The following is a 13527-nucleotide window of genomic DNA, read 5'->3' as shown; positions in this document are numbered from 1 at the left end:
CTCATGCCGACGGCGGATCGGCGATCATCGCCGTGAAGCTCGCCTCCGCGGCAACCTGCCCGTCGACCAGTGCACGGCCGGCGAATTTGCACACGCGCGCGCGCTTCTGGACGAACTCGACCTCCAGGCGCAGCAGCACGCCGGGCTCGACCGGCTTTCTGAACTTCGCCTCTTCGATCGCCATGAAATAGACGAGCTTGCCCGATCCGCTCAGCCCCAGCGATTCGACTGCGAGTACGCCGGCGGCCTGCGCCAGCGCTTCGACGATCAGCACGCCGGGCATGATCGGCCGTCCAGGGAAATGGCCCTGGAAAAAGCCTTCGTTAAACGTCACCGCCTTGATGGCCGCGATCGACCGGTCGGGGATGATCTCCTCGACCCGGTCGACCAACAGCATCGGATAGCGGTGGGGAAGCGCCGCCAGCACCCTGGTGACGTCCAGCGGACCGATGGCCACGCTCCCCTCGGCCGCGTCCGACATCAGCGGCCCTGCGGCTGCTTCTGCTGCTGGTTGGCGGGCTGCGCGGGAGCCGGGGCGGCCCCCTGCTGGCCACCCGGCTGCCAGTTCGCCGGCGGCGTGATGCTCACCGACGGCACCAGCCGGTTCAGCTCGGTGGTCACGTCGGCGGTGATGTCGGCGGCCGGCTGGTACGACAGCGCGGCTTCCGGACGCACGACCAGGCTGACGTTCTTCTTCGTCATCGCGGCACGCAAGGCGTCATCGAGCTTGGCGGTGATCTGTTCCTCGACATAGGCGCGCGCGCGCGCAACCGGCTCGCCGATCTTGGCAAGCTCCTGCTGCGCTGCGTTCTGCCGCTGCTGAATGGCCGCATATTGCTGCTGCAGCGACTGCTGGTTCGGGTTGGGCGCCTTCGCGTCCGTCTGCAGCTTGGTCACGAGGGGCTGCAGCTGGGTGCGGATCGCCGCTTCCCGCGTGTTCAGCTGATCGATGGTCGCCTTATAGGTGGTCTGCATCTGCGACAGAGCCGTCGTCCAGGCGGTCGAGCGCTGCACCGCTGCATCCAGATTGGCGACGCCCAGGCTGTTCACCTGGGCAGCGGCGGGCACCGCGACGAGAGCGGTCGAAAGCGCCAGGCCGGCGGCGAGCGTCTTGATCATGGTCTTCATCAGAATTGCGTTCCTACGTTGAAGGTGACGAGCTGCGTATCGTCCCCGGGTTGTTTGAGAAGTGCCTTGGCGATGTCGATCCGGAACGGACCGAAAGGCGAGTTCCAGTTGACGCCGAAACCGACCGAAACGCGCGGCTTTGGCGTATCCCCCAAAAATGCTTCCCCGAACGGCTGGATTGCGAACGCCCCCTCCGGACAGGTCCCATCGGCTCCCTGGAACGTGATGCCGCCGGTGCTCTGGTTGCGGCACTGGGCCTTGATCTTCTTGTCGGCCGGATCGCGGAAATCCTCCAGCGAGGTCAGCGGCGGCCGCCTTACGCCGAACACGGAACCGACGTCCACAAACACCGACGGCCTGATCCCGAGCTCCCGGACACCGGAGCCGAGCGGGATCTGCATCTCGATATGCCCGAGATAATAGGCGCGGCCGCCGATCGAATCGTCGGCGAGCAGCTGCTTGCGGGTCGTGATCAGCGAGTTTGTCGTCGGGTCGAACGCATAGCGCTGGACCCGCGGGCCGATGCCGCGAATGTCGAACCCGCGCATCTGCGGCTGGCCCAGATAGAAGCGGTCGATCAGGCGCACCGGATCGACCTCGGTGCCCGACGCATCGAGGCGCGTCCCCTCGAACGAGTGGATATAGCCGCCCTGCAGGCTGAAATTGACCACAAAGCCGCGGCCCAGATTCACGTATTTGTCGGCGCTGAGCACCGTCTTCAGATATTTGACGCTGCCACCCAGGCCGGCGAAATCCTGGCTCAGGACCAGCCGCTTGCCCCGCGTCGGGCGGATGCCGTTGTCGAGCGAGCTATAGACCAGCGAATAGCCCACCGACGAGGTCGTGCGGTTGCCGATCGCATCGCACAGGAACCGGCCAGCGAGCAGCGGATCGCACTTGCCGCCGCTGAAATAAAGCGCCTTGGACAGGCTCACATCGTCGAACGACAGTCCATAGCGGGCCTGGAACTGGACATATTCGGTGATCGGCACACCCAGCCGCAACCCGAACCCGGTCTGGACCTGGCTATAGGTGTTGTTGCGCTGATTGCCGTTGATGAAGTTGAACGAGTTATAGTCGCGCCGGAAAAGGCTGCCGCCCAGCGCGATGTTCTTGTCGAGGAAATAGGGCTCGGTGAAGCCCAGCTCGACCGACTTCGCGTATTTCGAATAATTGACGGAAGCGGACAGCGACTGGCCGAGGCCGCGGAAGTTGGTCTGCTCGATCGACGCGTTGACCAGGAACCGCTCCAGGCTCGAATAGCCGGCTGACAGCGACAGCGACCCGGTCGGCTTCTCCTCCAGATTGGCTTCGAGGATGACCCGGTCGGGCGTGGAGCCCGGCTTCTGGTCGATTTCGAATTTCTCCTGGAAATAGCCGAGCGACTGGATGCGCTCCTTCGAACGCTTGACCTGGAAGGAGTTGAACGCGTCGCCTTCCTGCAACCGGAACTCGCGGCGCACCACCTTGTCCTGAGTAATGGTGTTGCCGTTGATGTTGATCCGCTCGACATAAACCCGAGGCGCTTCCGCAATGCGGAAGGTCAGGTTCATCACTTTTTTCTCGGGGTCGCGATCGAACTGCGGATCGGCCTCGGCAAAGGCATAGCCGAGCAGGCCCGCAGTCTCGTTCAGGCTGTTGACCGTGTCCTCGACCTGCTTGGCGTTGTACCAGTCGCCCTTCTTCATCGGAATCAGCGACTTGGCGAAATCGGCCTTGAAGTCGCGCAGGTCGCTTTCGACCTTCACATCGCCGAATTTGTACCGGTCGCCTTCCTCGACGACATAGGTGATGATGAAATCGCGCTTGTCCGGAGTCAGCTCGGCCACGGCGGAGACCACCCGGAAATCGGCATAACCCTGGGTCAGGTAGAATTGCCGAAGCTTCTGCTGGTCATAGGCCAGCCGGTCGGGATCGAAGCTGGTGTTCGAGCTGAAGAAGCTGGTCAGCCGCGCCTGCTTTGTCGCCATTTCGTGGCGAAGCTGGCCGTCGCTGAACTTCTCGTTGCCGATGATGTTGATCTGCTGGACCTTGGACTTCCCGCCCTCGACGATCGAATAAACGATGTCGACGCGGTTCTGGTCGAGCATGACCATCTGCGGATCGACGGTCGCGCCGTAGCGGCCCTGCCGGCGATACAGCTCGATGATCCGCGCGACGTCGGCGCGGACCTTGGAGCGGGTGAAGATCTGGCGCGGGGCGAGCCGGATTTCCTTAAGGATCTTGTCCTCTTTCAGCCGCTTGTTGCCCTCGAAGATGATGCGGTTGACGACCGGATTTTCCTTGACCTCGATCGTCACGACGCCATTGGCCTCGCGGATCGTCACGTCGGCGAACAGCTCGGTCGCGAACAGGTCCTTGATCGCCTGGTCGCCCGCCTCTGCCGTGTACACGTCGCCGGGACGCAGCTTGACGTAGGAGCGAACCGTGTCCGGCTCGATGCGCTGCGACCCCACCACGTCGATGCGGCTGATGATGATCGGGGCGGCGGGCGCCGGCGCAGCTGCCGTCGCGGCAGCGGGCGGCTGTGTGCTGGCCGGAGCTGCCGGTGTGGGGGCGGTCGGCTGAGCGTCGGTCGGGGCAGCGGCAGGAGTCTGCGCAGCCAGCGGCGCCGACAGGCCGGCGAGCATGGTGCCTGCCAGCAGCGCGGGGATCGGCCGGTTGCGGAACATGTGCGAAGAAGAGGCCGTCACCAGATACCCACCCCGAAAACCTTGGATTGCGGAAAAGTCGCTCGCGCCCTGCCCGAAGCCGTTCAGCCGATCAACCCGCTTAGGCCGCGCCACAGGCCAAAGGCGGACAAGTCGTTGAACGTCGCAAACAGCATCAGCCCCAGAAGGAGCAGCAGGCCGGAACGGAACGCCCATTCCTGCACCTGCGGCGCCACCGGCTTACGCCGCACCGCCTCCAGCGCATAGAAGAGCAGATGTCCGCCATCCAGCATAGGGACTGGCAACAGGTTGATGAATCCGAGATTAATCGAGATGAGCGCGACGAAATAAGCGAAGGTGCCCGGACCGGCGCTCGCCGCCTCGCCCGAAAAGCGCGCGATCGACAGCGGCCCGCCCAGCTCTTTCGCCGATCGGCTGCCGGTCAGGATCTGTCCCAGCCCGTCGGCCATCATCGTGACGATGCGCCAGCTCTGCTCGGTTCCCAGCCGCAGCGCCGTGATCGGCCCGATCGGCTCCAATTGACCTTCGATGCCGAGCACGCCCATCTTGATCGGCTTGCCCTGCTCGTCGAGCGCCGGGACCGGACGCGGCGTCACCCGGATCGCGATCTCGCGATCGCCGCGCTGCACGGCGACGTCGATCGGGGCTCCCGGATGGCTTCGGACGTAGGTGGTCAGGTCGCGAAAGCTGCCAATCGCGCGGCCGTCGACCCGCCTGAACACGTCACCATAGGCAAAGCCGGCCTGCTCGGCGACCGATCCGGGCATGATCTTGCCGGCGATCGGCGCCGCGCTCGGCTGGCCCTGGATCAGGTTGAAGCCGGCGATGATCAGGATCGCGAACAGGAAATTCGTGACCGGCCCGGCCGCCACCACAAGCGCGCGCTGCCAGACCGGCTTGGCCTGGAAAGTGCGATTGCGTTCCTCGGCCGGCAGCATCATCCAGGCGGGATCGGGCTGGCTCGCCGGGTTCATATCCCCGGCAAAGCGCACATAGCCGCCCAGCGGCAGCCAGCCGAATTTCCAGCGCGTGCCGCGCCGGTCGGTCACGCCGAAAATCTCCCGCCCGAAGCCGATCGAGAAGGTCTCCGCCTTCACGCCGTACCACCGGCCGACGAGGTAATGGCCCAACTCGTGCACGAACACGAGCGGCCCGATCACGGCCAGGAAAGCGAGGATGGTCAGCAGCAGACCGGGAGCATTGTTCAATCGACGAACACCTTCATCGCCTCAGCGGCCTTGTGCCGGGCCTCGCGGTCGATCGCGATCACGTCATCGATCGCGCCGGGCGCCGCCGGGTCATAGCGTTCCATCGTCTTCTCGACAATCGCGGCGATGTCGAGGAAGGCGATGCGCCGGTCCAGAAACGCGCCAACCGCCACTTCGTTCGCAGCGTTCAGCACGGCAGGACGCGCGCCGCCCGTGTTCACTGCCTCGCGCGCCAGCCGCAGCGCCGGGAAGCGCTCTGGATCGGGCGCAGTAAAGTCGAGCCGGCCGATCGCGGCGAGGTCGAGCGGCGTAACCGGCGCCTCCATCCGGTCGGGCCAGGCAAGCGTATGCGCGATCGGCGTCCGCATGTCCGGCGAGCCAAGCTGCGCCAGCACCGATCCGTCGACATATTCGACCAGCGAGTGAATCACCGATTGGCGATGCAGGATGATCTCGATCCGGTCATGCGCGACCGGAAACAGCCGCGCCGCCTCGATCAGCTCCAGGCCCTTGTTCATCAGCGTCGCCGAATCGACCGAGATTTTTGCGCCCATCGACCAGACCGGGTGGGCGACGGCCTGCTCGACGGTCGCGGACGCCATGTCCGCCCTGCTCCAGTCGCGGAACGGCCCGCCGCTGGCGGTCAGGATGATGCGCCGCACGCGCTCGGGCCGCGCGAAGTCGAAGCATTGGAAGATCGCGTTATGCTCGGAATCGGCCGGCAGGATCGTCGCCCCCGCCCGTGCCGCGGCGGCCAGGATCAACTCGCCCGCCGAGACCAGCGGCTCCTTGTTGGCCAGCACCACGGTCCCGCCCTGCTCGACCGCCGCGAGGACCGGCTCCAGCCCCGCGCAACCGACGATGGCCGCCATCGTCCAGTCGGCCCCGGTTGCGGCAGCTTCAATGACCGCCCGCTCGCCGCCCGCAACCCTTGTTTCGGTGCCGCTCAACGCGTCGCGAAGCTCCGGCAAGCGGCTCTCATCCGCCACCACGGCCAGTTTTGCGCCCGTGCGCCGCGCGATGTCCGCGAGCTTGCGCACATCGGACCGGGCGGTCACCGCCAGCATCTCGAAACGGTCGGGCGCGCGTTCGACCAGGTCGAGCGTCGACGTGCCGACCGATCCGGTCGCGCCAAGGATGCTGACGGTGCGCTTCACAGCAAAGTATCCAGCAGGATCAGTGCCGCCGCCGCAGGCGCAACCGGCACCAGCCCGTCAAGACGGTCGAGCACGCCGCCATGCCCGGGCAGGATCGTGCCGCTGTCCTTGACCCCCGCCTGCCGCTTCAGCCAGCTTTCATAAAGATCGCCGATCTGCGCGATCACGGCCAGGATCGGGCTCGCGAACACCAATTGCAGCGGCAGCCCCGCGAAGCGCCAGAGCAGCAGGCCAAGGATCAGCGCGGCAACCACGCCGCCGATCAGCCCCGCCCAGGTCTTGTTCGGACTGACGGTGGGCGCCAGCTTCGGCCCGCCGATGCTCCTGCCCGCGAAATAGGCGCCGATGTCCGTCACCCACACGCTCGCAAGCGTCCATAGCGCGAGCAACAAGCCGTCTTCCCGCCCCCGCAGGAACAGGAGGGCCAGTGCCGGCAGCGCGACATAGACGATGCCGAAGCCGAGCCGTGGCTTGCGCGTGATGATCGTCACGAAGAAAGCGGTGCCGACGATCAACCCCAGCGAGAAGAAGCTGACCCCCGATGCCAACGGCGACATGATCGCCAGCGGCACGCAGCCGGCGAACAGCGCCAGCCTCTTCTGGCGGGCGTCCGGCTGCACCAGATCGCCCCATTCTGCGAGCATCAGCATCGCGGCAACGGAGGTCAGCAGCCACAGCCACAGACCCCCGCCCCACAGGGCCGCAAGCGCCAGAGCGATCAGCACAATGCCGCTCAAGGTGCGTACCGCCAGATCGGATCCACCGCGCTTGCGTTCGATCATAACCCGCCGAAGCGGCGCTCCCGTCGCGAGAAGTCGTCGAGCGCCTCGACCAGCTCGGCCTCGCCGAAATCGGGCCACAGCGTGTCGGTGAACAGCAATTCGGCATACGCCGCTTGCCACAGCAGGAAGTTCGACAGCCGCCGCTCGCCCGAGGTGCGGATCAGCAGATCCACCGGCGGAATATCCGCCGTGTCGAGTTCGCCCGTGATGGCCTCAGCCGTGATCGATGCCGGATCGATCTCGCCCGCCCGCGCCCGCTCCGCCAGCGCCCGCGTCGCTCGCGCAATCTCGTTGTGCGACCCGTAATTGAGCGCGATCACCAGCGTCATACCGGTGTTGGCCGCGGTCCGCGCGATCGCGTCGTCGATCAGCTTGACGAGATCGTCCTGAAAGGCGCGATAATCGCCGATCACCCGGATGCGCACGCCCGCCCCGGCGATCTCGTTCAGGTCGGCGCGGATGAAGTGGCGGAGCAGCCCCATCAAATCGGAGACTTCCTCCATCGGCCGCCGCCAATTCTCCGAGGAAAAGGCGTAGAGCGTCAGCACCTCGAGTCCGATTTCGCCCGCCTTGCGGACGATCCGGCGCACGGCCTCGACGCCGCGGCGATGGCCGGCGACCCGCGGCAGCCGGCGCGCCTTCGCCCAGCGGCCGTTGCCGTCCATGATGATGGCAACGTGGCGCGGCAGCGTATCCGCCCCGCCGACCGGCACGAGTTCGGGACTGGCCTTGAGCGGGATCACTTGCCGAGGATTTCTTTCTCTTTGGCGTGGGTCGCGGAATCGATCTCCGCGATTGTGGAGTCGGTCATCTTCTGCACCTCGGTTTCGTGGCGCTTGCGCTCGTCCTCGCTGATCTCGTGCTTCTTCTCGTCGGTTTTCAGCGCATCCATGCCGTCGCGGCGGACGTTGCGCGCAGCGATGCGCGCCTTTTCCGCATATTGTGAGGCGAGCTTCGCCAGTTCCTTGCGGCGTTCCTCGGTCAGGTCGGGGATCGGCAGCCGCAGCATCTGGCCGTCGACGATCGGGTTGAGGCCCAGACCGGCCGAACGGATCGCCTTGTCGACCGGGCCGACATTGGATTTGTCCCAGACCTGCACCGACAGCATGCGCGGCTCGGGCGCGGAGACCGTCGCCACCTGGTTCAGGGGCATGCTCGCGCCATAGACGTCGACATGCACCGGCTCGAGCAGGGTCGTCGAGGCGCGCCCCGTGCGCAGGCCCTGGAGATCGTGCTTCAGCGCCTCGACCGCGCCGTGCATGCGGCGCTCCAGATCGCTCTTGTTAAATGCGGGCATTTCAGTCCCCTTCCCTCTGCACGATCGTGGCGGTGCCTTCGCCGGCCAGCACCCGCGCAAGATTACCTTGCTCGCGGATGTTGAACACCACGATCGGAATATTGTTGTCGCGGCACAGGGCCACGGCGGATGCGTCCATCACCTTCAGATTGTCTGCAAGGACGCGGTCGTAACTGATTGTCTCGAAACGCTTGGCGGTCGGAACCTTCTTCGGGTCGGCATCATAGACGCCGTCGACCGACGTGCCCTTGAACAGCGCATCGCACTTCATCTCGGCGGCGCGGAGCGCGGCGCCCGAATCGGTCGTGAAATACGGGCTGCCGACCCCGGCGGCGAAGATCACGATCCGGCCCTTCTCCAGGTGCCGCTCGGCGCGCCTGCGGATATAGGGCTCGCACACCGACGACATCGGGATCGCCGACTGGACCCGGGTATCGACGCCGATCTGCTCCAGCGCGTTCTGCACGGCGAGCGCGTTCATCACCGTCGCCAGCATGCCCATATAATCGGCGGTCGCGCGCTCGAAGCCCTTGGCGGCCGCCGCAAGCCCGCGGAAGATGTTCCCGCCCCCGACGACGACGCAGACTTCATAACCCTGCGCCTTCACATCGGCGATCTCGCGCGCGACGCGGGCGGTGACGGCGGGATCGATCGCGTGCCCGTCGCCCATCAAAACCTCGCCGGACAGCTTCAGGAGGATGCGATTGAAGCGAGGGCGAGTCATGATGTTCCGATCGGGACGATGCAGGGTGTCTTAGTCAGCGGAAAGCCGCAAGAAAACCCCTCTCCCTGCAGGGGAGAGGGCGACTCGCGCCTGCGGGCGCGAGCGGGGAGAGGGTGCTGTGGTACGCGGCCAACCACCCTCTCCTGGCTCCGCTAGGCAACATGTTGCCAAGCTACGCTGTTCCTCTCCCCTCAAGGGAGAGGAATGCTCGTCAAGCAACCGGCTCGGACTTCTTCACGCCGGCCGTCGCAGCGACTTCGGCTGCGAAGTCGCTCTGCTGCTTCTCGATGCCTTCGCCCAGCTGGAAGCGGACGAAGTCCTTGATCGCGATTCCGCCGCCGGCGGCCTTCGCTTCCGAAGCCACGACGTCGCCGACCGGGGTCTTGCCGTCGATCACGAACGCCTGGGTCAGCAGCGCGTTTTCCTTGCGGAACTTGTCGACCGGACCCTTGACAATCTTCTCGACCACTTCGGGCGGCTTGCCGGCGATCTTGTCGGCGGCCTTTTCCTTGGCGATCGCGGCTTCGCGCTCGATGATCGCGGGATCGATGCCATCGCCGGTCAGCGCGAGCGGGTTCGCCGCGGCGATGTGCATCGCCAGCTGCTTGCCGAGCGCTTCGATCTTGTCTGCCGGCGCATCGCCTTCCAGCGCGACCAGCACGCCGATCTTGCCCATGCCCGGCGCCGCGGCGTTGTGGACATAGGACACGACGGCGCCCTGGTTGACGCTCAGCGACTTGGCGCGGCGCACATTCTGGTTCTCGCCGATCGTCGCAATGTTCTCGGTCAGCGCTTCCTGCACGCTCTTGCCCGACGGCATGGTCGCGGCGAGCAGCGCCTCGACATTGTCGCCGGTCTCGAGCGCGAGCTGGGTCACGTCGCGCACGAACGCCTGGAACTGCTCGTTCTTGGCGACGAAGTCGGTCTCGGAGTTCACTTCGACGACGACGCCCTTGGTGCCAGCCGTCGCGACGCCGACCAGGCCCTCGGCCGCGGTCCGGCCCGCCTTCTTGCCCGCCGAAGCGAGGCCCTTGGCGCGCAGCCAGTCGATCGAGGCTTCGATATCGCCGCCGGTTTCGGCCAGCGCCTTCTTGCAGTCCATCATGCCGGCGCCCGAGCGCTCGCGCAGATCCTTGACCATCGCGGCCGTGATTTCCGCCATGTTTCTACTCCTTTGGTGCGGCTCAGGCGGCGCAACGCACTCTGCCCGGCCGATGTTGCAAATTGGGTCGGCTCGCGCCGCGCCCAAAGTCGGGTTTGGCCTGAGCCTGTCGAAGGCCTCCCTTCTTCTTGCCGAGACGACGAAAGAAAGGGAGGGCTTCGACAAGCTCAGCCCGAACCGGCTCTGCTATTAAGCCGCCGCGGGCTCGCCTTCGCTCAGCGCTTCCTCGGCCGGCGGTTCGGCCATTGCACCGATGTCGACGCCGCGCTGGGCCTGGCCCTGCTGGCCGCCGCGCGTCGCCGCCTGGGCGACCGCGTCCACATACAGGCGGATCGCGCGGCTGGCGTCGTCATTGCCCGGCACCGGGAAGGCGATGCCGTCCGGCGAGACGTTCGAATCGAGGATCGCGACGACCGGGATGCCCAGCGTGTTGGCTTCCTTGATCGCCAGCTCTTCCTTGTTGGCGTCGATCACGAACATCACGTCCGGAATGCCGCCCATGTCGCGGATGCCGCCCAGCGACAGCTCCAGCTTGTCGCGCTCGCGGGTCAGCTGCAGCACTTCCTTCTTGGTCAGGCCGTGCGTGTCGCCCGACAGCTGCTCTTCCAGCGCCTTGAAACGCTTGATCGAGTTCGAGATCGTCTTCCAGTTGGTGAGCATGCCGCCCAGCCAGCGGTGGTTGACGAAATGCTGGCCCGAACGGCGCGCGGCCTCGGCAATCGGCTCCTGCGCCTGGCGCTTGGTGCCGACGAACAGCACCTTGCCCCCGGCCGCGACCGACGAGCTGATGAAGTCCAGCGCGCGCGCGAACAGCGGCACGGTCTGCGACAGGTCGAGAATGTGCACGCCGTTCCGCTCGCCGTAGATGTACGGCTTCATCTTGGGATTCCAGCGATGCGTCTGGTGGCCGAAATGCGCGCCCGCTTCGACAAGCGCATTCAGAGAGACGGTGGGAGCCGCCATAGGATGTTCTCCTTACCCGGTTATACCTCTGGAAGGCAGTGATCCCGGACGGGTCCAGGACACCGGTATGAGCGCCTTCCATGTGGAATGCGGCGGCCCTTAGCGGCGAACCGAGTCATTTGCAAGCTTGACAGCATCGGAACATATCGTGAACATAGGAACCAACAGAGTCACGGACGGTTGGCGTTCATGACCTCAGGGAGGTTTCGATGGCCCAGATTTTCTCCGCGCTTTTCTTCACGTTCGCAGCGATCGGTGCAGCCGCTCTGGTTGCCGGGCTGCTGCGCGGCGAATGGGATCGCGTGATCGCGATTCTCGGCGGCGAAGAACTCGCCGGAGCCCGCGCGCTGGCCGCGCCGCGGGTCCGTGTCAGGGTGCGCGCGTGGAGAGCTCCGGCCCAGCGGCGTGCGCAGCCGTTGCGCGCCGCCGCTTGACCCGCGCGTAGGAACGGATGCTGAACGGGATCAGCGCGATATAGATCACGGCCACGACGGTCAGCGTTTCCCACGGCGCGGTGATCAGCGCGCCGCCGAGAAGAGCGACGCCGGCAATCGCTTCCAGCCGGATCGTGCGCCGCAGCCGCAGCGAAGACCAGCTGAACGTGGCCACATTGGAAATCATCAGGAACGCAACCAGCGCCATCCACGGCGCGACGATCCAGACTTGGCGCAACACGTCGTTGCCCGACCAGAGCCATATGTAAATCGGCAGCAGCGCCAGCCCGGCCCCGGCCGGCGCCGGCACGCCGGTCAGGAAGCCGGCGGACTTATGGGGCTGCTCGGTCGCGTCGATCTGCGCGTTGAACCGGGCAAGCCTCAGCGCACAACAGACGGCCTGCGCCAGCGCGAACAGCCAGCCATAGCGGGGCAGCGCCTGCAGAGACCAGAGATAGAGGATGATCGCCGGCGACACCCCGAACGCGATCACGTCGGAGAGCGAATCGAGCTCCGCGCCGAACCGGCTTTCGCCCTTCAGCAGCCGCGCGATGCGGCCGTCGAGCCCGTCCAGCACGCCGGCGATGATGATCGAGGCCAGCGCCCGGTCCCATTCCCCGCCGATCGCAAAGCGAATGCCCGACAATCCCATGCACAGCGCGAGCGCCGTCACCGCATTGGGAGCGACGGCGCGCAGCGAAATGCCGCGCCGGGGTCGATCGGGGATCATTGCGGGATGCCGACGCCTGCGTCGCGCTCGCCGAGCTTCGCGATCACCGTCTCGCCCGCCATCGTCCTTTGGCCAAGCGCGACGCGCGGGCTGGTGCCAGCCGGCAGGTATACGTCGACGCGGCTGCCGAAGCGGATCAGCCCGATCCGCTGCCCGCGCCCGACCATATCCCCCACTTTCACGAACGGCACGATCCGCCGCGCGACCAGGCCGGCAATCTGGGTGAAGCCGATCCGCACGCCTTCAGGGCTCTCGACCAGGAAATGCTGGCGTTCGTTATCCTCGCTCGCCTTGTCGAGATCGGCGTTCAGGAATTTGCCGGAGATATAGGCGATCTTGCGGATCGTTCCCGCGATCGGCGCGCGATTGATGTGCACGTCGAACACGCTCATGAAGATCGACACGCGCGTCATCGGCGCCTCGCCCAGCCCCCCTTCGCCCGCCAGTTCGGGTGGCGGCAGGACCTGCTGGATCAGCGTGATCAACCCGTCGGCCGGCGCGATCACCAGCCCCTCCCCTTGCGGAACGCTGCGGATCGGATCGCGGAAGAACGCGGCAACCCACACCGTCACCGCCGCCATCGGCCAGGCCAGCGTCTCCCACGCGAACCAGGCAAAGATCAGCGTGATAACGGCTGAAATCAGAACGAATTTGCGTCCATCCGGATGGACGGAGGGCCAGCGCCACTTGACGTTCGTCGTCGCGACCGGCGGCTTTTCAAGCGATGCCATTCGGCTTCCTTAGCAGCACCCAATCCCGAAACAATGATCGAGAGGCTCGGCGGCTCCCTGCTCCCTCAACTCCGTTCGCTTCGAGCGAAGTCGAGAAGCGACAGCTCCGGGGCCGCCGATTTCTCGACTTCGCTCGAAACAAACGGTTTTGGACTGAGGCTAGGGTCGCACCGGCGTTGCGGCCTCTTTGCCGACCACGGTGGTCCACGGCCGCACGCGCCATTCCTTCACCAGCCCCTGCGCGACATAAGGGTCGGCCTTCGCAAACGCCTCCGCCGCCGCCCGGTCCGTGAACAGCAGCATCGCCGACTCGGGCGGATCGCCGACAGCGCCGCCCAGCAGCAGCGCGCCTTGGTCGGCCGCCTCCCAGGCGAGCTTCAGGTGCTCGGTGCGGAATTGACTGCGCCGCTCCAGATAGTCGGGCGCAAGCTCATAGGTCAGGATGAAATGGGGCATCGCTGCTGCTCCGTCGGTGCTCCGGTTGACAGTCCGGGCGCTTGGCCTAGGGAAAGCGCCAAATCAAATCTTCCTGGGACGAA

The 13527-nt window shown here is 65.9% G+C and carries 15 protein-coding genes; 1 reads left to right on the top strand and 14 read right to left on the bottom strand.

Annotation, left to right across the window (positions count from 1 at the left end; genetic code table 11):
- Nucleotide 1: 1 nt before the first annotated feature.
- The 11 genes from fabZ to rpsB form a co-directional block, all read right to left on the bottom strand.
- The gene (gene fabZ / locus SCH01S_RS03320) at nucleotides 2-481 is read right to left on the bottom strand and encodes a 3-hydroxyacyl-ACP dehydratase FabZ (protein WP_046347362.1); all 480 of its coding nucleotides are present in this window, start codon (nucleotides 479-481) and stop codon (nucleotides 2-4) included.
- Nucleotides 481-1128, bottom strand: coding sequence for an OmpH/Skp family outer membrane protein (locus tag SCH01S_RS03315; protein WP_046347361.1), 648 nt, complete (start codon nucleotides 1126-1128; stop codon nucleotides 481-483). Before SCH01S_RS03315 ends, fabZ begins: the two co-directional genes overlap by 1 nt.
- Nucleotides 1128-3800, bottom strand: a complete 2673-nt coding sequence (gene bamA, locus SCH01S_RS03310; RefSeq protein ID WP_046347360.1) for an outer membrane protein assembly factor BamA — start codon at nucleotides 3798-3800, stop codon at nucleotides 1128-1130. The genes SCH01S_RS03315 and bamA overlap by 1 nt, the downstream gene beginning before the upstream one ends.
- Before the next feature lie 83 nt (nucleotides 3801-3883).
- Nucleotides 3884-5008 (bottom strand): RIP metalloprotease RseP, encoded by a 1125-nt coding sequence (gene rseP, locus SCH01S_RS03305; protein WP_046347359.1) that lies wholly within the window; start codon nucleotides 5006-5008, stop codon nucleotides 3884-3886.
- Nucleotides 5005-6165, bottom strand: coding sequence for a 1-deoxy-D-xylulose-5-phosphate reductoisomerase (locus SCH01S_RS03300; RefSeq protein ID WP_046347358.1), 1161 nt, complete (start codon nucleotides 6163-6165; stop codon nucleotides 5005-5007). The genes rseP and SCH01S_RS03300 overlap by 4 nt, the downstream gene beginning before the upstream one ends.
- Nucleotides 6162-6947, bottom strand: coding sequence for a phosphatidate cytidylyltransferase (locus SCH01S_RS03295; RefSeq protein WP_046347357.1), 786 nt, complete (start codon nucleotides 6945-6947; stop codon nucleotides 6162-6164). The genes SCH01S_RS03300 and SCH01S_RS03295 overlap by 4 nt, the downstream gene beginning before the upstream one ends.
- Entirely contained in the window at nucleotides 6944-7690 is a 747-nt protein-coding gene (locus SCH01S_RS03290; protein ID WP_084689372.1) for an isoprenyl transferase, read from the bottom strand. The genes SCH01S_RS03295 and SCH01S_RS03290 overlap by 4 nt, the downstream gene beginning before the upstream one ends.
- On the bottom strand, nucleotides 7687-8244 hold the full coding sequence (gene frr, locus SCH01S_RS03285; protein ID WP_046347356.1) for a ribosome recycling factor: 558 nt from the start codon (nucleotides 8242-8244) through the stop codon (nucleotides 7687-7689). The genes SCH01S_RS03290 and frr overlap by 4 nt, the downstream gene beginning before the upstream one ends.
- 1 nt (nucleotide 8245) lies before the next feature.
- Nucleotides 8246-8968: a UMP kinase gene (gene pyrH, locus SCH01S_RS03280; protein WP_046347355.1), complete on the bottom strand. Its 723-nt coding sequence runs from the start codon at nucleotides 8966-8968 to the stop codon at nucleotides 8246-8248.
- Nucleotides 8969-9179: 211 nt separating this feature from the next.
- Entirely contained in the window at nucleotides 9180-10130 is a 951-nt protein-coding gene (tsf, locus tag SCH01S_RS03275) for a translation elongation factor Ts (protein ID WP_046347354.1), read from the bottom strand.
- A gap of 189 nt (nucleotides 10131-10319) precedes the next feature.
- Nucleotides 10320-11093 carry a 30S ribosomal protein S2 gene (rpsB, locus tag SCH01S_RS03265; RefSeq protein ID WP_046347352.1) on the bottom strand — a complete coding sequence of 258 codons (774 nt, stop codon included), beginning with the start codon at nucleotides 11091-11093 and terminating at the stop codon, nucleotides 10320-10322.
- A gap of 209 nt (nucleotides 11094-11302) precedes the next feature.
- Between rpsB and SCH01S_RS03260 the strand changes: the two genes are divergently transcribed.
- Nucleotides 11303-11527, top strand: a complete 225-nt coding sequence (locus tag SCH01S_RS03260; RefSeq protein WP_046347351.1) for a hypothetical protein — start codon at nucleotides 11303-11305, stop codon at nucleotides 11525-11527.
- Here SCH01S_RS03260 and SCH01S_RS03255 read toward each other — a convergent pair.
- The 3 genes from SCH01S_RS03255 to SCH01S_RS03245 all read right to left on the bottom strand — a co-directional run bounded on the left by SCH01S_RS03255 (nucleotide 11463) and on the right by SCH01S_RS03245 (nucleotide 13444).
- A complete protein-coding gene (locus SCH01S_RS03255; RefSeq protein WP_046347350.1) occupies nucleotides 11463-12257 on the bottom strand; it encodes a CDP-alcohol phosphatidyltransferase family protein in 795 nt (264 codons plus the stop codon). The genes SCH01S_RS03260 and SCH01S_RS03255 overlap by 65 nt on opposite strands.
- Entirely contained in the window at nucleotides 12254-12988 is a 735-nt protein-coding gene (locus tag SCH01S_RS03250) for a phosphatidylserine decarboxylase (protein ID WP_046347349.1), read from the bottom strand. Before SCH01S_RS03250 ends, SCH01S_RS03255 begins: the two co-directional genes overlap by 4 nt.
- A 159-nt stretch (nucleotides 12989-13147) precedes the next feature.
- Nucleotides 13148-13444 carry a YciI-like protein gene (locus tag SCH01S_RS03245; protein WP_046347348.1) on the bottom strand — a complete coding sequence of 99 codons (297 nt, stop codon included), beginning with the start codon at nucleotides 13442-13444 and terminating at the stop codon, nucleotides 13148-13150.
- Nucleotides 13445-13527 lie beyond the last annotated feature (83 nt).

The sequence above is a fragment of the Sphingomonas changbaiensis NBRC 104936 genome (assembly GCF_000974765.1).
GTDB classification, from domain to species: domain Bacteria; phylum Pseudomonadota; class Alphaproteobacteria; order Sphingomonadales; family Sphingomonadaceae; genus Sphingomonas_B; species Sphingomonas_B changbaiensis.
The sequence above is the reverse complement of the archived record's forward strand: the minus strand, read 5'-3'. Positions and strand labels throughout refer to the sequence as shown.

Bases quoted from the DNA above. Each gene is read 5' to 3' on its own strand.
- fabZ (WP_046347362.1), bottom strand. From the start codon at position 481: ATGTCGGACGCGGCCGAGGGGAGCGTGGCCATCGGTCCGCTGGACGTC.
- SCH01S_RS03315 (WP_046347361.1), bottom strand. From the start codon at position 1,128: ATGAAGACCATGATCAAGACGCTCGCCGCCGGCCTGGCGCTTTCGACC.
- bamA (WP_046347360.1), bottom strand. From the start codon at position 3,800: ATGTTCCGCAACCGGCCGATCCCCGCGCTGCTGGCAGGCACCATGCTC.
- SCH01S_RS03295 (WP_046347357.1), bottom strand. From the start codon at position 6,947: ATGATCGAACGCAAGCGCGGTGGATCCGATCTGGCGGTACGCACCTTG.
- frr (WP_046347356.1), bottom strand. From the start codon at position 8,244: ATGCCCGCATTTAACAAGAGCGATCTGGAGCGCCGCATGCACGGCGCG.
- pyrH (WP_046347355.1), bottom strand. From the start codon at position 8,968: ATGACTCGCCCTCGCTTCAATCGCATCCTCCTGAAGCTGTCCGGCGAG.
- tsf (WP_046347354.1), bottom strand. From the start codon at position 10,130: ATGGCGGAAATCACGGCCGCGATGGTCAAGGATCTGCGCGAGCGCTCG.
- rpsB (WP_046347352.1), bottom strand. From the start codon at position 11,093: ATGGCGGCTCCCACCGTCTCTCTGAATGCGCTTGTCGAAGCGGGCGCG.
- SCH01S_RS03260 (WP_046347351.1), top strand. From the start codon at position 11,303: ATGGCCCAGATTTTCTCCGCGCTTTTCTTCACGTTCGCAGCGATCGGT.
- SCH01S_RS03255 (WP_046347350.1), bottom strand. From the start codon at position 12,257: ATGATCCCCGATCGACCCCGGCGCGGCATTTCGCTGCGCGCCGTCGCT.
- SCH01S_RS03250 (WP_046347349.1), bottom strand. From the start codon at position 12,988: ATGGCATCGCTTGAAAAGCCGCCGGTCGCGACGACGAACGTCAAGTGG.
- SCH01S_RS03245 (WP_046347348.1), bottom strand. From the start codon at position 13,444: ATGCCCCATTTCATCCTGACCTATGAGCTTGCGCCCGACTATCTGGAG.